At 70.3% G+C, this 19,526-nt stretch carries 21 protein-coding genes and 1 pseudogene; 14 read left to right on the forward strand and 8 right to left on the reverse strand.

All coding sequences use genetic code 11. The annotated features are described in order from the left end of the window. Window positions 1-8: 8 nt before the first annotated feature. The 7 genes from OWR29_RS27530 (at window position 9) to OWR29_RS27560 (ending at window position 7,555) form a co-directional block, all read left to right on the forward strand. Window positions 9-1,400, forward strand: a complete 1,392-nt coding sequence (locus tag OWR29_RS27530) for a serine hydrolase domain-containing protein (RefSeq protein ID WP_267566168.1) — start codon at window positions 9-11, stop codon at window positions 1,398-1,400. Window positions 1,401-1,526: 126 nt separating this feature from the next. Then, window positions 1,527-2,603, forward strand: a complete 1,077-nt coding sequence (locus OWR29_RS27535; RefSeq protein ID WP_267566169.1) for a PhoH family protein — start codon at window positions 1,527-1,529, stop codon at window positions 2,601-2,603. A 23-nt stretch (window positions 2,604-2,626) separates the two neighbouring features. Continuing rightward, window positions 2,627-3,094, forward strand: coding sequence for an rRNA maturation RNase YbeY (gene ybeY / locus OWR29_RS27540; protein WP_267566170.1), 468 nt, complete (start codon window positions 2,627-2,629; stop codon window positions 3,092-3,094). A gap of 3 nt (window positions 3,095-3,097) precedes the next feature. Continuing rightward, entirely contained in the window at window positions 3,098-4,474 is a 1,377-nt protein-coding gene (locus tag OWR29_RS27545; protein WP_267566171.1) for a hemolysin family protein, read from the forward strand. Then, window positions 4,467-4,814 (forward strand): cytidine deaminase-like protein, encoded by a 348-nt coding sequence (locus OWR29_RS27550; RefSeq protein ID WP_267566172.1) that lies wholly within the window; start codon window positions 4,467-4,469, stop codon window positions 4,812-4,814. The genes OWR29_RS27545 and OWR29_RS27550 overlap by 8 nt, the downstream gene beginning before the upstream one ends. Before the next feature lie 677 nt (window positions 4,815-5,491). Beyond that, window positions 5,492-6,388, forward strand: a complete 897-nt coding sequence (gene era / locus OWR29_RS27555; RefSeq protein ID WP_267566483.1) for a GTPase Era — start codon at window positions 5,492-5,494, stop codon at window positions 6,386-6,388. A gap of 108 nt (window positions 6,389-6,496) precedes the next feature. Continuing rightward, window positions 6,497-7,555, forward strand: coding sequence for an acyltransferase family protein (locus tag OWR29_RS27560; protein ID WP_267566173.1), 1,059 nt, complete (start codon window positions 6,497-6,499; stop codon window positions 7,553-7,555). On the opposite strand, the gene OWR29_RS27565 is transcribed toward OWR29_RS27560, so the two are convergent. Then, window positions 7,528-8,289: a thioesterase family protein gene (locus OWR29_RS27565; RefSeq protein WP_267566174.1), complete on the reverse strand. Its 762-nt coding sequence runs from the start codon at window positions 8,287-8,289 to the stop codon at window positions 7,528-7,530. The genes OWR29_RS27560 and OWR29_RS27565 overlap by 28 nt on opposite strands. Beyond that, window positions 8,286-9,071, reverse strand: coding sequence for a DUF4097 family beta strand repeat-containing protein (locus OWR29_RS27570; protein ID WP_267566175.1), 786 nt, complete (start codon window positions 9,069-9,071; stop codon window positions 8,286-8,288). The genes OWR29_RS27565 and OWR29_RS27570 overlap by 4 nt, the downstream gene beginning before the upstream one ends. Before the next feature lie 119 nt (window positions 9,072-9,190). Between OWR29_RS27570 and recO the strand changes: the two genes are divergently transcribed. Genes recO through OWR29_RS27585 form a run of 3 tightly spaced genes read left to right on the forward strand, consistent with a single transcriptional unit; the run spans window position 9,191 to window position 11,261 of the window. Further along, complete coding sequence (recO, locus tag OWR29_RS27575) at window positions 9,191-9,967, forward strand: DNA repair protein RecO (protein WP_267566176.1); 777 nt, start codon at window positions 9,191-9,193, stop codon at window positions 9,965-9,967. Continuing rightward, window positions 9,964-10,746 carry an isoprenyl transferase gene (locus OWR29_RS27580; protein WP_267566177.1) on the forward strand — a complete coding sequence of 261 codons (783 nt, stop codon included), beginning with the start codon at window positions 9,964-9,966 and terminating at the stop codon, window positions 10,744-10,746. Before recO ends, OWR29_RS27580 begins: the two co-directional genes overlap by 4 nt. Beyond that, window positions 10,743-11,261 carry a phosphoglycerate mutase family protein gene (locus tag OWR29_RS27585; protein WP_267566178.1) on the forward strand — a complete coding sequence of 173 codons (519 nt, stop codon included), beginning with the start codon at window positions 10,743-10,745 and terminating at the stop codon, window positions 11,259-11,261. The genes OWR29_RS27580 and OWR29_RS27585 overlap by 4 nt, the downstream gene beginning before the upstream one ends. 684 nt (window positions 11,262-11,945) lie before the next feature. Here OWR29_RS27585 and OWR29_RS27600 read toward each other — a convergent pair. Both OWR29_RS27600 and OWR29_RS27605 read right to left on the reverse strand, forming a co-directional pair. Next, window positions 11,946-12,686, reverse strand: coding sequence for an HAD family hydrolase (locus tag OWR29_RS27600; protein WP_267566179.1), 741 nt, complete (start codon window positions 12,684-12,686; stop codon window positions 11,946-11,948). Next, window positions 12,683-12,982: an MTH1187 family thiamine-binding protein gene (locus OWR29_RS27605; RefSeq protein WP_267566484.1), complete on the reverse strand. Its 300-nt coding sequence runs from the start codon at window positions 12,980-12,982 to the stop codon at window positions 12,683-12,685. Before OWR29_RS27605 ends, OWR29_RS27600 begins: the two co-directional genes overlap by 4 nt. Window positions 12,983-13,247: 265 nt before the next feature. Here OWR29_RS27605 and OWR29_RS27610 point away from each other — a divergent pair, with 265 nt between their 5' ends. Next, a complete protein-coding gene (locus tag OWR29_RS27610) occupies window positions 13,248-13,469 on the forward strand; it encodes a DUF2191 domain-containing protein (RefSeq protein WP_267566180.1) in 222 nt (73 codons plus the stop codon). Further along, window positions 13,466-13,891 (forward strand): PIN domain nuclease, encoded by a 426-nt coding sequence (locus OWR29_RS27615; protein ID WP_267566181.1) that lies wholly within the window; start codon window positions 13,466-13,468, stop codon window positions 13,889-13,891. Before OWR29_RS27610 ends, OWR29_RS27615 begins: the two co-directional genes overlap by 4 nt. 12 nt (window positions 13,892-13,903) lie before the next feature. Here OWR29_RS27615 and OWR29_RS27620 read toward each other — a convergent pair whose 3' ends face one another. Continuing rightward, entirely contained in the window at window positions 13,904-14,572 is a 669-nt protein-coding gene (locus OWR29_RS27620) for an NADPH-dependent F420 reductase (protein WP_267566182.1), read from the reverse strand. Between the two features lie 124 nt (window positions 14,573-14,696). Here OWR29_RS27620 and OWR29_RS27625 point away from each other — a divergent pair, with 124 nt between their 5' ends. After that, a complete protein-coding gene (locus OWR29_RS27625; protein ID WP_267566183.1) occupies window positions 14,697-15,584 on the forward strand; it encodes an aldo/keto reductase in 888 nt (295 codons plus the stop codon). Here OWR29_RS27625 and OWR29_RS27630 read toward each other — a convergent pair. From OWR29_RS27630 to OWR29_RS27640, 3 genes are read right to left on the reverse strand one after another with little or no spacing between them, the layout of a single operon-like run. Then, window positions 15,564-16,493, reverse strand: coding sequence for a methylenetetrahydrofolate reductase (locus OWR29_RS27630; protein ID WP_267566184.1), 930 nt, complete (start codon window positions 16,491-16,493; stop codon window positions 15,564-15,566). The two genes, OWR29_RS27625 and OWR29_RS27630, sit on opposite strands and share 21 nt — an antisense overlap. A gap of 21 nt (window positions 16,494-16,514) precedes the next feature. Continuing rightward, window positions 16,515-17,000 (reverse strand): hypothetical protein, encoded by a 486-nt coding sequence (locus OWR29_RS27635; protein WP_267566185.1) that lies wholly within the window; start codon window positions 16,998-17,000, stop codon window positions 16,515-16,517. Beyond that, window positions 16,997-18,751 carry a CehA/McbA family metallohydrolase domain-containing protein gene (locus OWR29_RS27640; protein ID WP_267566186.1) on the reverse strand — a complete coding sequence of 585 codons (1,755 nt, stop codon included), beginning with the start codon at window positions 18,749-18,751 and terminating at the stop codon, window positions 16,997-16,999. The genes OWR29_RS27635 and OWR29_RS27640 overlap by 4 nt, the downstream gene beginning before the upstream one ends. 115 nt (window positions 18,752-18,866) lie before the next feature. On the opposite strand from OWR29_RS27640, the pseudogene OWR29_RS27645 reads away from it, so the two are divergent. Continuing rightward, window positions 18,867-19,514: pseudogene (locus tag OWR29_RS27645) on the forward strand (ABC transporter ATP-binding protein); the annotation flags it as partial. Window positions 19,515-19,526: the final 12 nt, after the last annotated feature.

Consider the following 19,526-nt stretch of genomic DNA (forward strand, 5'->3'; position numbering starts at 1 on the left):
TCATGGAGATGGAGAACCATCCCCCGGCCCGCTACGAACGGGCCGTCCGTCAGGCCCAGGCCGACGGCCGCGTGCCCGCCCTCGCGGTCGCCCTGCACCGCGCCGACCGCGAACCCTGGGTATTCACCGTGGGCGACTCCGGAAACTCCGATCACCCGCTCGGGGCGGACACCCGGTTCCGGATCGGCTCGATCACCAAGACGTTCACCGCGGTGCTCGTCATGCAGTGCCGCGACGACGGGCTGCTGGGCCTCGACGACCCGATCGCCAAGCACCTGCAGGTGCCGGCCCACGGCGACGCCACCGTACGGCGGCTGCTCTCCCACACGGCCGGGTTCCAGCGGGAACCGTACGGTGACATCTGGGACACGCTGCGCTCGCCCGGCGACGACGAGGTGCTGGCCCAGCTCGACCGGGCCGAACGGGTGCTGCCCAACGGGCGCCGCTACCACTACTCGAACCTGGGCTTCGCCGTGCTCGGCCAGCTCGTGGCCAAGCTGCGCGGCGGCACCTGGGCCGAGCTGGTGACCGAGCGGGTGATCGAACCGCTCGGGCTGCGCGCCACCACGCTGCAGCCGCCCGCGCAGTCGGCCGTCGGCTACGTGGTGGACGACTTCTCGGACGCGGCCCGGCCCGAGCCGCGGACCGACCTGGGCGGCGTCAGCCCGGCCGGCCAGCTGTGGAGCACCGCCGGCGACATGGCCACCTGGGGCGCCTTCCTGGCCGACCCGGCGAGCGCCGACCCGCAGGGCCGCGTGCTGGCGGCGGCGACCCTGGACGAGATGCGCTTCCCGGCCACGGTCACCCATGAGGCGCTGTGGCTGGACGGCTTCGGCCTGGGGCTGATCATCGAACCGCAGGGCCGCTTCGTGACGCACGTGGGGCACGACGGCGCGATGCCGGGGTTCCGGGCTTCGGCGTACGGGCGGCGGGGCGGGGAAGGCGTGCCGGCCGGCCTCGGTTGCGCGGTGCTCGGCTCGTCCGGCGGCTCCCGGGTGATCAACGAGCTCGCGCACGACCTGCTCCGGCTGGCCGTCGAGCTCGACCCGGCCGAGGTGCGGCCGTGGCGGATCGCGCCCCCGGCGCCCCAGGAGTACCGGTCGATCCTCGGCCCCTGGTACAGCGAGGGCTCGCCGGTCGTCTTCTCGTGGCACGGCGGCGCCCTGCAGGCCCGGCTGCCCGACGTAGCCGCGGACGTGCCGCCGTCGATGTTCGAGCCCGTCGCCGGGCAGCCGGACGTGCTGCGTACGGTCAGCGGCCGCGAGGCCGGGGAACTGCTGCGCCTGACCCGCGACGAGTCGGGCCGGGTGGTGCGGATGCACTGGGCCACCTACCGGGTCACGCGGGTGCAGGACGGCTTCGACGGAGGGGCCGCGTCGGACGGCGGTTTCGACGCCTGACGCGGCGATAATGGCATCGGCGGGGACGCGGCCGAGCGGATACGATGGCACGATCCTCAAGCACGCCGACCGACCCGGGCGGCGAAGAGAACGAGAGCAGGTGGCGGAGGCCCTTTGGGCCGCCCTATGACCGGTACGCCGAACCCTTCCAGCGCGGGCTCCAGCGGCGCGGCGCGGGTGCAGACCAAGATCTCGGTCACCGACCCCAAGATCATGGTGAACCTGCTGGGTGCCAAGGATGAAATCCTGCGGCTCATCGAGCGAACCCTCGCCAGCGACGTGCACGTCCGCGGCAACGAGATCACCATCACCGGCGATCCCGCCGAGAACGCCACCGCCGAGCGCCTCTTCTCCGAGCTGATCGAACTGATCGAGCGGGGCGAGACGCTGAGCGTCGACTCGGTGCGCCGCACCGCGGCGATGCTCGAGGACGCGACGGCCGAACGCCCGGCCGAGGTGCTGACGCTCAACATCCTCTCCCGGCGCGGCAAGACGATCCGGCCCAAGACGCTGGGTCAGAAGCGCTACGTCGACTCCATCGACGAGAACACCATCGTCTTCGGCATCGGCCCCGCCGGCACCGGCAAGACGTACCTGGCGATGGCCAAGGCCGTCCAGGCGCTGACGGCCAAGCAGGTCAGCCGGATCATCCTCACCCGCCCCGCGGTCGAGGCGGGCGAGCGGCTGGGCTTCCTGCCCGGCACGCTCAACGAGAAGATCGACCCCTACCTGCGCCCGCTGTACGACGCGCTGCACGACATGCTCGACCCCGAGTCGATCCCGCGCCTCATGGCCGCGGGCACGATCGAGGTCGCGCCGCTGGCCTACATGCGCGGCCGCACGCTCAACGACGCTTTCATCATCCTGGACGAGGCGCAGAACACGACGCCCGAGCAGATGAAGATGTTCCTGACCCGGCTCGGGTTCGGCGCCAAGATCGTGGTCACCGGCGACGTCACCCAGGTCGACCTGCCGGGCGGCACGACCAGCGGTCTCAAGGTCGTCCGCGAGATCCTGCAGAATGTCGAGGATGTGCACTTCGCCGAGCTGTCCAGCTCCGACGTCGTGCGGCACCGGCTGGTGGCCGAGATCGTCGACGCGTACGCGCGCTACGACGACGAGCAGGAACGCGCCGCCACACAATCCGTCCACGCCGTCCCCGGCCGCGCCGCCAGCGGTGGCCGCACGGGGCGCCGGCGCTGATCCCAAGGGGTAAAAGCACCACTATGTCCATCGAGATCGCCAACGAGTCGGGAGTCGAGGTCGACACCGACGCGATCCTCGCGGTGGCCCGGCACGCCCTCGACGAGATGGGGGTCAACCCGCTCGCCGAGCTGTCGATCCTGCTCGTCGACATCGACTACATGGCCGAGCTCAACCACCGCTGGATGGGCGGCGACGGCCCGACCGACGTGCTCGCGTTCCCGATGGACGAGGGCAGCGTCGACCACGGTCCCGGCGAGGCCGGCGTGGGCGAGCCGGCCCTGCTCGGCGACATCGTGCTCGCCCCCGAGGTGGCGGCCAAGCAGGCCGTCGCGGCCGGGCACTCGGCCGCCGACGAGCTGCACCTGCTCACCGTGCACGGCGCGCTGCACCTGCTCGGCTACGACCACGCCGAGCCGGAGGAGGAGCGCGAGATGTTCGCCCTGCAGAACCGGCTGCTCCAGAGCTGGCGGGCCGGACGGGCCGGCTGAGCCGTGGACCCCGCCCATCTGCTAGCAGCCGCGCCGGCCTCGGCCGGCCTCCCCGACGTGCAGCTCATCGTGTTCGCGGTGCTGCTGGTGTTCCTGGCCGGCCTCGCCTCGATGGCCGACGCCGCCCTGGGCAGCGTCTCGGCCGCCCGCGCGGCGGAAATGGCCCGCGAGGGCGAGCGGGGCGCCTCGGCGCTGGCCGCGGTCGCCTCCAACGTGGTGCGCCACCTCAACCTGCTGTTGCTGCTGCGGCTGCTGTGCGAGCTCACCGCGACCACGCTGGTCGCGCTGGTCGCCGTGGACAGCTGGGGCATCGGCTGGACGGCGGCGCTGGTCACCGCGGGCACGATGACGGTGGTCAGCTTCGTCGTGGTCGGGGTCGCGCCGCGCACGGTGGGGCGCCAGCACGCGTACGCGGTCGGCAAGGCCGCGGCGCCGCTCGTGCGCTGGCTCGGCAAGGTGCTCAACCCGCTGGCCTCGCTGCTGATCCTCATCGGCAACGCGGTCACCCCGGGCAAGGGCTTCCCCGAGGGGCCGTTCGGCAGCCAGGTCGAGCTGCGCGAACTGGTCGACCTGGCCGAGCAGCGCGGCGTCGTCGAGCACGGCGAACGCGAGATGATCCACTCGGTCTTCGCGCTGGGCGACACGATCGCCCGCGAGGTGATGGTGCCGCGCACCGAGATGGTGTGGATAGAGGCCTCGAAGAGCCTGCAGCAGGCGCTCTACCTGTTCCTGCGGTCCGGCTTCTCGCGCATCCCGGTGATCGGCGAGAGCGTCGACGACGTGCTCGGCGTGCTCTACCTGAAAGACGTTATTCGGCGTACGCAGAACGGCGACCCGGCGTCGACGGCGCAGGCGGTGGCCGACCTGATGCGGCCGGCCACCTTCGTGCCCGAGTCGAAGCCCGTCGACGACCTGCTGTCCGAGATGCAGGCAGCCCGCACCCACCTGGTGATCGTGGTCGACGAGTACGGCGGCACGGCCGGCCTGGTCACGATCGAGGACATCCTGGAAGAGATCGTCGGCGAGATCACCGACGAGTACGACGTCGAGCGGCCCCCGGTGGAACACCTCGAGGACGGCGCCGTACGCGTCACGGCCCGCCTGCCGATCGAGGACCTGGGCGAGGAGTTCGGGGTCGAGCTGCCCGCCGACGAGGTCGAGACGGTCGGCGGCCTGCTGGCCCAGACGCTGGGGCGGGTGCCGATCCCGGGCGCTACGGTCGACGTCGGCGGCCTGCACCTGGTCGCCGAGGGCACGACCGGCCGGCGCAACCGGATCGACTCGGTTCTGGTGCGCCGCATCGAGCCGCCCGAGCCCGCCGTCGCCAACCCCGCCGACAACCCGACCGAGAACGAGGAGAAACAGACCGCCGATGCCTGAGACGGACACGTTGAGCGCCGAGGACACCAAGCTGGTCACCCTGGCCCGGAGCGCGCGCGCCCGGGTCGGCGCGGCCGAGGGGGCGGCGGTCCGCGACCAGGACGGCCGCACGTACGCGGCGGCCACGGTGGCGCTGCCCAGCCTGTCGGTGACGGCACTGCAGCTGGCGGTGGCGTCGGCGGTGGCGTCGGGGGCCAAGCTCATCGAGGCGGCGGCGGTGGTCACCGAGACGGCTTCGCTCGAGCCCGCGGGCCAGGCGGCGGTGCGCGACCTGGCCGCCACGGCCCCCATCCACGTGGCCGACCCGACCGGCAGCCTGTGCGGCACGGTCACAGCATGACCGACGACAACCAGCCCTCGAAGGCTCGCAAGCCCCGCACCCGCGGAGCCGCATCCGCAGCTCAGGGCTCCGGTGCCGCGGCCGGTGCTGCTTCGCGCGCGGGGGAGCGGCCTGCGGCAGCGCGGGGCGGCAGCGACCGAGCCGGACGTTCCGCGGGTGCCGATCGGGCCGGACGCTCGACGGGTGACTCGGGCGCAGGCCGAACCGCGGGCGCCGGCGCATCGGGTGCGAGCGAGCGGCGGCTGACGGCGGGGGAGCGGAACGAACTCCGGCGGCAGGAGAGGCGGGCGGCGCGGCGGACCGAGAGCTCGTCCGGAGGACGGCGGGAAAATCCGAGAGCCGGCGGCGAGCCCAACCGACGCGCGGGCGCCCGGGCACAGCGGGCAGGCGATGGGCCGACCGACGCAAGCGGGAAAGATGTCACTCGTACGTCTAAAAAGCGCGACGTGACCGCCAACAGCGACCAGAAGCCGCAAAGAGAAGCCCGCGACCGACGGCCGAAGCGGGTCGGGGCTGATGGCGAGGCGTTGCCGGAGCGCGGCGGCGCCCGGAACAGTCAGCGGTTGCGACAGGCCGGCGCCCCCAGCGGCCCGGCGGCGAGAGCGACCGCTCGAGATGACCGCAAGCCGGCCGAGGGGACCAGCGGTCAGCGCGTGCACAAGCATCAGGAAGCCACGATCGCGGCAGCGCCGGACGACGTCTATCGCGCCGGTTTCGCGTGCTTTGTCGGGCGGCCCAATGCCGGCAAGAGCACGCTGACCAACGCGATCATCGGGCAGAAGATCGCCATCACCTCGAACAAGCCGCAGACGACGCGGCACGTGATCCGGGGCATCGTGCACCGCGAGAACGCGCAGCTCGTGCTGGTGGACACGCCTGGTCTGCACCGGCCGCGCACGCTGCTCGGCGAGCGGCTGAACGACCTGGTGCGCGAGGTGTGGAGCGAGGTCGACGTGATCGGCGTCTGCTTCCCGGCCGACGAGCCGGTGGGCAAGGGCGACCGGTTCATCTCGTCGGAGCTGGCCGAGCTCAAGGCGACGGTGATCGCGGTGGTGACCAAGGTCGACCTGGTCGACTCGGCGACGCTGGCCAAGCATCTGCTCGCGGTGAGCGAGTTGTACGACTTCGCCGAGATCGTGCCGGTCAGCGCGGTCTCCGGGCATCAGGTCGCCACGCTGGTGGATGTGCTGGTCAGACATCTGCCGGAGTCGCCGCAGCTCTACCCGGACGACGTGCTGACCGACGAGCCCGAGCAGGTGCTGATCGCCGAGCTGATCCGGGAGGCGGCGCTCGAGGGTGTGCGCGACGAGTTGCCGCACTCGATCGCGGTGCTCGTGGAAGAGATGATGGCCGAGGGCGGCGTCACCAAGATTTACGCTGATCTTTATGTGGAACGCGACAGCCAGAAGTCGATCGTGATCGGGTCGAAGGGCGCGCGGCTCAAAGAGGTCGGCAGTAATGCCCGGGCGCAGATCGAACAGCTGCTCGGCACGCGCGTGTATCTCGATCTTCATGTGCGGGTCGCCAAAGAGTGGCAACGTGACCCTCGTCAGCTGCGCAAACTCGGTTTCTGATATCGCTTTCGCCGGATCGCCGAAGATCTAAACGTCGCGATATATTGATTATGGGATAGTTCACGCCGGTTTGCGACCTTAGCGCCGAGTTGGGTAACAACAAAGCCTATGCGAAACCGGTACCTGGATCTGCTGCGCGCCGCCGCAACCGTCCGGGTCGTGGTCTATCACTCGACCGGCTGGGTGGCTCTCACCATTGTCTTCCCGGCCATGTCGGTGATGTTCGCGCTGGCCGGCTCGATGATGGCGGCCTCGCTCGACCGTTACGGCCCGTTCGCGGTGGAGCGCCGCCTGCACCGCCTGCTGCCGGCGTTGTGGGTGCTGGTCGCCGTGGCCGTGCCGATGATGCTGCTGCTCGACGGCATGGCCTGGAACTGGCAGGTGCTGCTGTGGGCGTTCCCGATCGAGGATCCGCCGGCCGAGGGCTTCTGGCTCGAGGGTCTGGCCGCGATGTGGTACCTGCGCGACTTCCTGTGGTTCGTCCTGCTGTCCCCGCTGCTGCTGCCGCTGTTCCGGCGGTTCCCGCTGGCCACCCTTTCCCTCCCGTACGTGGCCCTGGCCCTGATCACCTTCTCGGGCGCTCAGCCCCACGCCGTACCGAGGGACCTGGCCCTCTACGGCGGCGCCTGGCTCCTGGGGTTCGCCCACCACGACGGAATGCTGTCGGGCCGCCAGGGCTTCCTGGCGCGCTACCGCTGGTGGATCGCCGGGGTGCTGGCCACCGCCGGGGCGACCTGGGCGCTGACCCACCCGGGTCCGCGCGGCTACGACCTCAACGACATCCCGTTGGCCAACGCGCTCTGGTCGGCCGCCTTCATCCTGGTCGTGCTCGGCTTCTCGCCGCGGATCGCCTCGAACCGGATTCTCACGGTGCTCAACGCGCGGGCACTGTCGATCTATCTGTGGCACGTGCCGCTGATCATCATCGTGGTCCGCTTCGCCGAGGCGACCGGCCTGCCCGTGCACGGCTGGGTCGGCATCTCGTGGCGCCTGGCCGTGGTGACGGTGCTGCTGACCATCGTGGTGCTGCTGGTCGGCTGGGTCGAGGACATCTCGGCCGGCCGCCGCCCGTCGCTGATCCCCGGCCGGACCCGCCGCGTCGCCCCGATCTCCCCGGCCCCGGCCGGCGCCGCGTTCCCTCAGCGGGAGCGGATCACCAAGGGCTGACTGACCTGCCCGACGCCGCCCTCGAAGTCGTACAGCTCGCCAGTGGTCAGCCCCAGCCCGTCGGCGCTCAGGGCGGTCCGGCAGGCCAGGTGCACCCACTCACCGTTGGCCGGGCGCAGCAGCGTGGTCGTCATGGTGGGCGGGATCGACAGCCACTTGTCCATCGGCAGCACCGCCGACATCCCGTTCGCCGAGTCGGCCACGATCAGCGCCCGGTCCTGCCCGTCGATCGGCTGCCCCTCGACGAGCGGCATCCGGACGCGCGTCCAGACGTGCGTCTCGCCGTCGGCCACGCCCAGCTCGCCCTTGGTCGTCCGCCACTCGATCGCCTCGCCGTAGCCCCAGCCGTCGAAGTTCGGGAAGCCCACGCTGCCGTCGCCCTCGGGCAGCGGGTCGGCGTGGTCGACCGGTGTGCTGATCGGGGGCTGCGGGCCGGGAGCGATGTGCCAGGCTCGGGCCGTCACCGCGACCCGCCCGTCGACGACCATGCGGGCCTCGTTGAGCGTGGTCAGCCGGCCCGGCTTGATCGGCGACGCCTCGACCCGGAAGTCGCGGCGGGGGATCGGGCCCAGGAAGTCGACCGAGATGCGGGCCAGACGCAGCCCGGCCACCGTGAGCACCCGGCCCAGCAGCGCGGCGGGCGGGCCGCCGTGCTGCATCTCGGTGTCCCAGGGGCTCTCGGTCGACCGGGTGGGGCGGAACTCGTCGTCGCCGAGGGGCAGATAGAAACTCATGCCCCGATGACTACCGCATTTCCGCTCGCCGTGCGCAGGTTGATCTCGTTCTTGGCCGTCGGGTCGTCGACGATTCCCTGTACGTCCTTGTCGCCCGAGCCGGTGGTGGCGCTCACCTTGTAGCTGCCCTCGGGCACCTGCACGTGCACGTCGCCGCTGGTGGTCTGCGCGGTCACCGAATTGGCCGTGGTCAGCACCGCGTCGATGTTGCCCGAGGTCACCTTGAGCTTGACCGGGGCGGCGATGTCCATGGCCTCGATGTCGCCCGAGGTCAGCTGCACCTCGACCGGCTTCTTGGCGTTGACGACCCGGATGTTGCCCGACGTGCCGCGCAGCTTGACCGCGCCGGCCGGCTCGGCCACGATGACGTCGCCCGAGGTCAGCTTCACGTCGGTGTCGCCGACCGAGTCGAACGCGACGTTGCCCGAGTCGAGCTCGCCGCTCACCTTGACCCCGGCCGGGGCGAGGATCTCGTACGACAAAGAGCAGTTGTGACCGCACGAGGCGTCGATGACCATCGTGCTGCCGTCGAGCTTGTAGGACTCGCCGGGGTCGCCGCTGCGCCGGATGATCCGCTTGACGGTAGTCTCGGTGACCGCGGCGGTGCGGATCGAGACGTCGCCGGCCCCGCCGTCGAGGCGGATCTCGGTGATCTTGGTCTTCTCGGTGTCCTCGTACGTCATTTTCGCCCCGAGCACCCCGGCGCACCCGGTCAGGGTGGCCGCCGTCGTCGCGGCGATGAGGACGAGGGCTCCGGCGCGCCGGGTGAGTGTCGTGGTCATGGTGACGACGCTATTGCCGGCGGCCGGGCGAGCACCATCGGTCCTGTCACTGACCGGCCCCCTAGATGACCCTGAGATCCGGGTCAGGGTCGGTCGCGCGGACGAGGCAGAATGGCTGGGTGCCTGGGTCCGGATACCGCCGCCACCTCTACCGCGACGACGCGGTCGTGCTGCGCGTGCAGAAGCTGGGCGAGAGCGACCGCATCATCACGCTGCTCACCCGGCGTCACGGCCGGCTGCGCGCGGTGGCCCGGGGCGTACGCCGCACCACCTCGCGTTTCGGCGCCCGGCTGGAACCGTTCGGCCACATCGACCTGCAGCTGGCCGGCTCGCCCGAGGGGGTCGGCAGCAGCCTGCACTCGGTGAGCCAGGTCGAGGCGGTGGCGCTCTACGGCAAGGACTTCCTGGGCGACTACCCGCGCTACACGGCGGCCAGCGCGATCGCCGAGACGGCCGAGCGGCTGACCCCGGTCGAGCGGGAGCCCTCGCTGCGCCTGTTCCAGCTCACCCTGGGCGCGCTCAAGGCCCTGGCCAAGGGCGAGCACGCGGGCAGCCTGGTGCTCGACGCCTACCTGCTGCGCGGCATGGCCGTGGCCGGTTGGGCGCCCGCCATCACCGAGTGCGCGGTCTGCGGCACCCCCGGGCAGCACGGCGCCTTCTCGGTGCCGGCCGGCGGCGCGGTCTGCCCCGACTGCCGTCCGCCCGGCGCGGCCCACCCCAGCCCGGCCACGATCGGCCTGATGAGCGCGCTCACCGTGGGCGATTGGGCGGTGGCCGACGCCTCCGAGGCCCCGGTGCGCCGCGAGTGCAGCGGGCTGGTCGCCGCCCACCTGCAATGGCACATGGAGCGGGCGCTGCGCTCGCTGCCGCTGGTCGATCGACGGGAGAACCCATGACGCCGCGTCCACCCACCCCGCACATCAGCGGGGTGAAGCCGCCCGAGCTGCCCAAGGCCGCGCTGCCCAAGCATGTGGCGCTGGTCATGGACGGCAACGGCCGCTGGGCCAAGGAACGCGGCCTGTCCCGCACCAAGGGTCACGAACAGGGCGAGTACTCGCTGTTCGACACCATCGAAGGCGCCATCGAGCTCGGCATTCCCTATCTTTCGGCGTACGCGTTCTCGACCGAGAACTGGAAGCGGTCGCCCGAAGAGGTGCGCTTCCTCATGGGCTTCAACCGCGACGTCATCCGCCGCCGCCGCGACCAGCTGGTCGACCTGGGCGTCCGGGTGGTGTGGTCGGGCCGCCGGGGCCGGCTCTGGAAGAGCGTGATCAGCGAGCTCGAGACGGCCGAGCAGATGTCGCAGAAGAACAAGAAGCTCACCCTGCAGTTCTGCGTCAACTACGGCGGCCAGGCCGAGATCGCCGACGCCACGGCCGCCATCGCCCGCGACGTGGCGGCGGGCAAGCTCGACCCCGGCAAGGTCAACGAGAAGACGATCGCGAAGTACCTCTACCACCCCGAGGTGCCCGAGGTCGATCTCTTCCTGCGGCCCTCGGGCGAGCAGCGTACGTCGAACTTCCTGCTCTGGCAGTCGGCCTACGCCGAACTGGTCTTCCTCGACACCCTCTGGCCCGACTTCGACCGCCGCCACCTGTGGTACGCCTGCGAGCTCTACGCCAGCCGAGACCGCCGCTTCGGCGGCGCCGTCCCCAACCCGGTCAGCCCGACGTGAGCCGCCTCTGGCTGGCGCGGCACGCCGAGGCGCGGCCCGACGAGATGGGGCTGACGGAAGCCGGCCGGCGGCAGGCCGCGCTGCTCGGCGAGCGCCTGGCCGGCGCCGGCATCAAGCGCATCAGCCACAGCCCGCTCCCGCGCGCGGTCGAGACCGCCTCGATCGTGTCCGCCGCCCTGCCCGGGGTCCCGGTCGTGGCGGCCGGCGAACTGACCGACTCCGACCCCACCGACGACCCCGCTGCCGCCGAGGCGATGGTGGCGCGCTTCGCCGACCCACCGGCCGACGAGCTGTGCATCACCCACATGTTCCAGATCGGCTGGTTCGTGCGCGCCGTGCTCGACGCGCCGGCCGCCCGGTGGGCCGCGCTCAACTCGGCCAACACCGGCGTGACCGTGCTGCGCTGGAGCTCGAACCCGGGCGTCCCGGTGTCACCCCTGGTCTTCAACGACCTGACCCACCTGCCGGCCGAGTTGCGCTGGACGGGTTTCCCGCCCGAACTGCAAGTGCCCTGACGGCTTCGCTTCGCTGGCTCGGGGCGTCGGCACCACGGAAGCGTGCCGATGTGGGTGTGGAGCAGCGGACCGGCTACGAGTGGCGCCATCTCGAGGCGAGGACGTCGCGCCGGGCCTACGAGCGGGCCCGGCAACGCGAGCAAAGTGCGACTAGGTTCTGTCCCGCGGATCATGTCCGTCGGGGACGGCGCGTAGCCAGTCGAGCATTTCGACCAGGTCGACGGTGGCTTGGTAATTGACGCCAAGTCGGTCGAATCTGGTAGCCAGTCCGCGTCAGTGTTTGCGCCGGTTGAAGCCGCGTTCGACCTGGTTACGATGGCGGTAGGCGGCAGAGTCGAAGGCGGTTGGACGGCCGCCGAGAGCCGCGGCGTTTCCGGTTGGCAATCTGATCGTTGGGCTCCGGGATCGTCGCGCGGATCCGCTTACCACGTAGGGCTTGGCGGTTCGCCCGTGACGAGTACGCCTTGTCACCGGTGACTGATCCGCGGGACAGAACCTAGGCGGTGCGGCGTTCTCGGCCGGGGTTGCTCCGGGAATGCCGGTCTACTTCTGTGACCCCCCGCAGCCCGTGCCAACGCGGCAGCAATGGCCCAGCACACACCCGAAGACTGGCCACTGTCGCAGCCGAACTCAGCGGACGCCCGCGCATGACGCTCGGCCTGGGGCCTCCAGCCGAGCGTCTGGCTAAGCCACTGAACTCCGACGGTGTTGCAGCCCCTCTCGGGAACCGCCGGGCGGTGGGGTCTGAGCGTCGGAGAGCAGGATGTCGACGGTAGCGTCCACGTCGGATAGGTCGGGCAGCACGGCGTGGGCGCCGGCCAGGGCCAGGTCGGCCATTTTGACCTTGCCGGTGGCCACGGCCACGGCGAAGGCGCCGTTGGCCAGGGCGGCGGTCACGTCGTGGCCGGTGTCGCCGATGACGACCGGGCGGAAAGGTTCGCTGTATTTGGCCTCGGCCCGTTCCAGGCTGCGCCGCACCAGGGTGGCGCGCACGCTGTCGTCGGTGCCGTAGCCGCCGACCTCGGCGTCGAACGCGTCGGTCAGCTCGAATGCGGCCAGCTTGGCCGCCGCCACGTCGGGGTGGTTGCCGGTCACCAGTGTCTGCACGACCTCGGGGTCGTCGCCGAGGCGGGCCAGCACTTCGCGTACGCCGGGCATGAGGGCGCCCTGCTCGGCGAACAGATGCTTGACGCGGTGGATCTGGGCCACGTACAGGGGAAAGAACTTCTCAGGCGAACCGTCGGTGACCCCGTGCGTGGCGAAGACCTCGGCGCAGATGTCCATGTCGGTGCGGCCGCCGAAGTTCGGGGTCTCGCGCCAGGCGACGCCGGTCAGTTCGGTGAAGGCGGCTTTCCAGGCCATCGTCGTGACCCCGCCGCCTCGCAGCAGGGTGTAGTCGATGTCCCACATGATCAGGCGTCTCATTCGCTGAGGGCCCGTTCGATGTGCTCGACCTTGGCGTCGAGGGCACCGGTGACGCCGGGACGCACGTCGGCCTTGAGCGAGACGCTGACCCGGGGCGCGTGCGCGGCCACCGCGTCGACGGCCTGCTTCACGACGGCCATCACCTCGTCCCACTCACCCTCGATGGTGGTGAACATGGCGTCCGTGCGATTGGGCAGCCCGGAGGCACGCACCACGCGCACCGCCTCGGCCACGAGATCACCGACGGAGTCACCGACGCCCAGCGGCGTCACAGAGAAAGCAACCAGCACGATCACATAGTCGCAGTTCCGACCCGCTTCCCGGCAAGCCCCGGCGGCCAGTCTCATCGAGAACACGAGGAGGGATGAGAGCGCTCTCACGCGACCTTTGTGCAGCTCACGGTGCATCGGGACGCGGCCTGATGTGAGGCGAACAGGATCGCGCTCCCGCGAGGAATTCGAGATGTACCTATGTTGCATCCTCATGGTCGAGTGACTAGCCTTGTCCCATATCAACTAGGCGCATGAAGCACCCGGGCTACCGTGAAGGGAAGTGGAGCGGATGGAGACCTTGGTGGAAAAGATCCAAGTGGAGGTGGACGCCGCAGTGCTGGCCGAAGCCGCGAAGGAGTTGGGCACCGAGACCAACGAAGAGACCGTCAGCACGGCAATTCGCGAGGCTGTCGCAAGGGCTCGCCGCATGAAGGCCCTCGACGAACTGGTAGAGGAAGCCCAGAGCGGTGCGCTCGACGAGATGCTCGACAAGAGGAACTACCGCCGATGAACGACGTCAAGTATCTGGCCGACACCAGCGCGGTGGTTCGCATCCTCCGTAGCCAAGAACTGCTCGCCCACTACGTCGACTCTATCGGCGACGGCGCTGTTGCGGTCTGTGCTATTACCGAGCTTGAGCACTACTTCGGAGTGCGGTCCAAGGCTGACCACAAGCAGCAAGTGGCCAGGCTGCGCGAGACGTTCAGCTGGGTGGTGATGCCACAGCACGTCTTCGAGCAGGCGGCCGAGGTGCAGGTGGCGATGATCGAGAGAGGAACGCATCGGTCGGCGGGACCTATCGACTTGCTGACGGCGGCGACCGCTCAGCGGCACGGTCTCGGGCTGCTGCACTACGACGCTGACTTCGAACAGGTCGCCGCCGTCACCGGTCAGCCAACCCAGTGGGTGGCGAAGCCGGGATCGATCGATTAGGGCACTGCCAGGTCAGCGCTTGGCTTCGGACAGGGCCTGGCGAATCTGGTCGGCGCTGGCGGGAGTGCCGGCCTCAACTCCGTACTCGCCGTAGGGCGGGCCGTAGACCGGCGTGCCCGGCTCCTGGCGCCAGCTGTCGGCCAGGGTTCCGGCGTCGACCGCGTCGTAGCCGATCTTGTCGAGGAATTCCGTTGCGGTCTGCTTGGCGGCCGCGTCGTCGCCTGCGATGGGCAGGGCCGAGCGGTCGGCCGCACCGGCCGGGCGGGACAGGTTGGCCAGGTGCCCCGAGTAGAGGTTGTTGAAGACCTTGACCACCTTCGCCGAGCCCAGCGCCTCTTGCTCGAGCTGCGCGCTGGTCTTCTCGCCCTTGTCCAGTGCCTCGAAGTTGCCGTCGCGCTGCGGGTAGTAGTTGTTGGTGTCGAGCACCACCTTGCCCGCCAGTTCGGCCACCGGCAGCTGCGGGAAGGCCTTGAACGGCACGCTCACCACCACGATGTCGCCGGCCGCCGCTGCCTCGGCCGCGGTCGCCGCCTTCGCGTGCGCACCGAGGTCATCAACAAATTCCCTCAGGGTTTCGGGACCGCGGGAATTGCTCACCACCACGTCGTAGCCGGCCGCGACCGCGAGCCGCGCCACCGTGCCGCCGATGTTCCCGCTACCGATGAATCCGATCGTCGTCATGACGGCGACAACCTCGGTTGCCCGCGCATCATTCCGTGATTAACAAGCTAGCAAAGGTGTGTATAAACCGGTATCGAGCGGACGGCCGAGTGCCCGCCTTCCCAAAACGTCCTAGCGTTCCGGCGTGACTACCGCACACGCCGCCGGCACCTGGAAGCTCGGCGATCAGGTCATCAACCGCATGGGCTTCGGCTCGATGCGGCTCACCTCGAATCCCGATCGCGACGTCGCCATCCGCGTCCTGCGCCGCGCCGTCGAGCTCGGCGTCGACCACATCGACACCGCCGCCTTCTACGTGACCCCCGGCGGCATCATCGACAGCGGCAGCGGCCCGCGACGGTATGCCACCGAATTGATTCGAGAGGCCCTTTTCCCGTACGACAATGTGGTTGTCGCCACGAAGGTCGGCCCGGGCCTGACGCCGACCGGCGACTGGGAAACCGCCACCACACCGGCCGAGCTGCGCACTCAGGTGGAGGAGAATCTGCGCCGGCTGGGCATGGACCGCCTCGACCTGGTCAACCTGCGCCTGACCAGCCGCACCGCGCCAGTCGCCCCCCGCTTCGAGGCCCTGGCTGCCCTGCAGCAGGAGGGCCTGATCCGCCACCTGGGCATCTCGAACGCCACCCTGGCCCAGATCGACGAGGCCGCCGCGGTCGCCCCGCTCGTCTGCGTCCAGAACAGTTTCGCCGTCGACCTGCGCCGGGACGAGGCGATGCCCCGCATCCTGGAGGAGCGGGGCATCGCGTTCGTCCCATTCTTCGCCATCGCCGGCCCCGGACGTGAGGACGGCCCAACCGCCAACACCCATCACGCCGTACGCGAAATAGCCGCAACCCACCACGTCAGCGAGCACCAGGTCCGTCTGGCCTGGACGCTCCACCAGGGCAGCAACGTGCTAGCCATCCCCGGCACCGGCGACGAGCAGCATCTGCTGGACAACATCGCCGCCGGCGCCATTCGCCTGAGCGGTGAGGATCTGGCCTGGCTGTCAGGAACGGAGCAGGGCTGACACCTCGCGGGCCAGTTCGGTCGACGCCTCGATCTCGGCCTTGCGGATGGAGACGCTTTCGATGTTGAAGCCGTAGGGCATGCCGAGGCGTTCGCAGAAGGCTTTCAGGTCTTCGGCGATGCCCAGGGCCTCGCGGCGGGAGGTGGCCAGCGGATCGGGCGACTCGAGCAGCTCGGTGGCCAGCCACGGCGGGACCTGCACGCCCAGCCAGCCCAGGAACTCGAGCGTCTTGGCCGAGCCGCACAGCGACAGCGTGAAGATGAGCGGGCGCGGGGTGATGCCGGCCTCGCGGCACGCGTAGAAGTAGTCGGAGACCAGGTTCTTCGTCTCGTTGAGGTCGTACACGACCTGGGAGATGAAGAACGTACAGCCGCGCTCCTGCTTGGTCAGCATGCGCAGGTGCTCGTCGCCGTGGCGGGCGTGGCGCTCGCCGATCACCACGGCCCCGAGCGGCAGCAGCGGGCGCACGTCGGCGTGCAGTTGCTGAGCCCGGCGCAGCGAGGTCTGCACGGGTTTGCCGCCGGAGGACGCGCCGACGAAGACGCCCAGGGTGCGCGAGGTGTCGGCCGTGGCGAGCCAGCCGCGCAGGTCGTCCTCGGTGTATTTGCCGACGCAGCGGTAGATCACCGTGGGCCGGTCCCAGTCGCCGAGGTGGTCGGCGTGATACGCGGCCGGGTCGAGCGTCGGCAGGTACGGGAACGGGCGTTCCTCGGCGACGCGGTCGGACTCGTCGTCGATGTCGTAGAGGATCAGACCGTCGAGGTCCAGGCCGGACAGCCGGCGCACGGTGACCTCGGCGATCTCTTTGACCCGCTCGGGGGCGGTGGCGCGGCGCGGCGGGGTGATGCTGAACAGCATCACCCCGCCCTGCGACCCGGCGAGCTTGGACTGCAGCGAGTTACGAGACACGGGCCCAGCGTAGAGAAGGGGCTAGGCGTGGTCGGCGCAGCAGGGGGTCGGATCCCGCGTTTCGAACGGCACCAGGGTCCCGCCCACAGCGGGCATGGTCACCAGAACGAGTTCGCCGTCCCGGAACTGGGGCCGGACGAAGTCGCGCGTGTCGAGCTTCAACGCCGGGTCGGCCACGCCGGAGCCCAGCACCTCCACCCGGTCGATCGCGCTGCGGTCGAGCACTTCCTGCACCGTGAGCGTGCCCGTCAGTTCGGACGAGCCGCCGAAGACGACGGCCCGGCCGAACTTCCCGCTCGCCGCCTCGTCGGCGGCGGCCTGCAACTCGGCCGGCGTCTCGCCGAACCCGCCGACCAGGCTGATGGCCACGTGCGGGAACGGCGAGCCGACCAGGTGCGTGCAGGCCAGTGACGGCACCGGGTCGAGCGACAGGATCCAGTGATCCGCGGCGCTCACCTCCCGGTGCCCCAGCGAGACCCCGACGGGGGTCGAGCGGTACAGGGTCACTTGGGCAGAACCCAGATCGGGTTGGTGTAGAACCACAGGTCGCCCCACGGGTCGGCGTCGCCGACGACGTCCAGCTTGGGGCCGTACGGGTCGACGCCGGGGCCCATCAGGCCGGGCTGCGTGCGGTTGCCGTCGGTGCCGCGCACCCGCACGTAGAACGGCTTGTCGAGGCGGCCGAACGAGTAGCTGATCGACACCTTGCCGGTCTTCTTGCTGATCTCGAAGGACTTGACCACCTTGGTGTCGGGGGCCTTGAACGAGTCCTTGTCGGCGACCGGGCCGGTGACCGTGCCGACGATGACGTCGACCCGCTTGAGCACCGGGATGAACTGCGCCCAGTTGGGCACGTCCTGCAGGTCGATGTCGAGGGTGATCTCGGTGGTGGTGCCGCGCTTGACGTGCACGACGCCGCCGAGCGGGGTGCCCGAGAAGCCGCGACGGTCGCCGGCCACCCGGACGCGGGCGTCCAGGCTCTTGATCAGGCGGCCGTGGTCGACCCAGACGCGGCCGGCGCGCAGGCCGTCCATGACCTGCTTGTAGCCCCACGAGGAGGCGCCGACCGTGGTGCGGCCGTAGAAGCCGGGCCAGAAGTCGCCCGCCGTGGTCAGCGTCTTGCCCGTGTAGACCGGGTCGTTGTAGCGGCCGTTGACCTCGAAGTTGCTGTCCGGGCCCCGGTCCGACTGGTCCAGGTAGTTGACGTGCGAGTCCGAGTTGACCGTGATCCACCAGGCCTTGCCCTCGGACAGCAGGCTGTCCCAGAGACCGCCGACGGTGGCGGTCATCCAGTCGAAGCCGCCCCAGGTGCGGTAGCTCTCGAGCGGGTAGCCCTGGTACGAGGCGGCCGACGGGTTGTTGTCGTAGTAACCGCGGGCGCCGCCGCGGCCGTTCGGGGCGGGGATGCCCGCGGCCTGGTGGCCGGGCGCGCCCTCGAAGCCGACGGCGACGGTCGGGTCGGCGTCGCGCCAGTTGCGGATCTCGTGCGGCGAGTCGATGCCGCGACGGGCCGGGTGGTTGGCGAAGAACAGGGCGCCGTCCACCTTGCGCGCCTTCACCTGCGAGGCGAGGAACTTGATGCCGGCGATCGCGGCCGCCTCGTTCTGCTCGTTGGTGTTGGTGGCGGGCAGCAGCGAGCCGTCGTAGTTCTGCTCGAACTTCTTGAGGACCTCGACCTCGTTCTTGCTCGGGGTCACGAACACGGTCGCGTGCTCGGCGCCCGGGATGTTCCACTCCAGGCCCTGGAAGGTGAGCAGGTCGCGCAGCTCGTCGCGGGTCTTGCGGATGTCCGGGTTGACCAGGTCGACGCCGATCTTGGCGTGGGTGGCGCTGCCGTGGTCGGTGATGACGACCCAGTCGAGGCCGAACGCGCGGCCGTGCTTGGCCTGGTCGATCACCCGGTACTGGGCGTCCGAGCTGTACTGGGTGTGGATGTGGTGGTCACCGGAGAGCCACTTGAAGCCGCCCTTGTCGGTGCCACCGCCGGCCGGGCCGTGGCTGTGCGGCAGACCCGCGGCCTGGGCGGCCGACGGCGTGGCCAGCACGGAGGCGGCCGCGCCGGCGCCGAGCAGGCCGGCGCCGCGCAGGAAGCCGCGGCGGGAGACGTCGGACGGCGAGAGCTCGCTGTCCGGGATGCTCATGTCGAGGGCGGCGGGAACGTCAGCGCCGGCGGTCTCGTGCTCGTGGTCGTGGTGATGGTCGTGGCCGTGACCCATATCGGTGATCTCCTGCAGTTCGATGCATGCGGACTCCAGCACACATTCGCGGCGGTAGATCAACGGCCCGTGTATCGAACATGACTTTCGTCAGTACGCGCGACTGCCGTTAGGGTCGGGCGGCGTCGGCACCTGCGGTTCTACCGTCCGGCACATGCTGATAACCCTGGAGCAACTGACGAAGAGATTCGGCGCCACCGTGGCGGTCGACGGGCTCGATCTGCGGGTGCGGCCGGGCCGGGTCACCGGGTTCCTCGGGCCCAACGGCGCCGGCAAGTCGACCACGCTGCGCATGATCCTCGGGCTGGACCGGCCGACGTCGGGGCGGGCGCTTCTCGACGGACGCCCCTATTTCTCGTACGCGTGGCCGTTGCGCACGATCGGGGCGGTGCTCGAGGCGAAGGCCGCGCACCCCGGGCGTACGGGAAGGAACCACCTGCTCGCGATGGCCCGCAGCAACGCGATCCCGGCCGCCCGGGTCGACGAGGTGTTGCAGCTGACCGGCCTGACCGAGGCGGCGCGCAAGCGGACCGGCGCCTACTCGCTCGGCATGGGACAGCGGCTGGGGATCGCGGGCGCGTTGCTCGGCGACCCGGAGGTGCTGATCCTGGACGAGCCGGTGAACGGGCTCGACCCGGACGGGGTGCGCTGGATCCGGGGACTCCTGCGCGATCTGGCCGCCGAGGGCCGTACGGTGCTCGTCTCCAGCCACCTGCTGAGCGAGATGCAGATGACCGCCGACCACCTGATCGTCATCGGGAACGGGCGGCTGCTGGCCGACGCGCCGCTCGAGGAGATCCTGGCCGGGCACGCCTCG

The organism is Paractinoplanes pyxinae (assembly GCF_026626335.1).
GTDB lineage: Bacteria > Actinomycetota > Actinomycetes > Mycobacteriales > Micromonosporaceae > Actinoplanes > Actinoplanes pyxinae.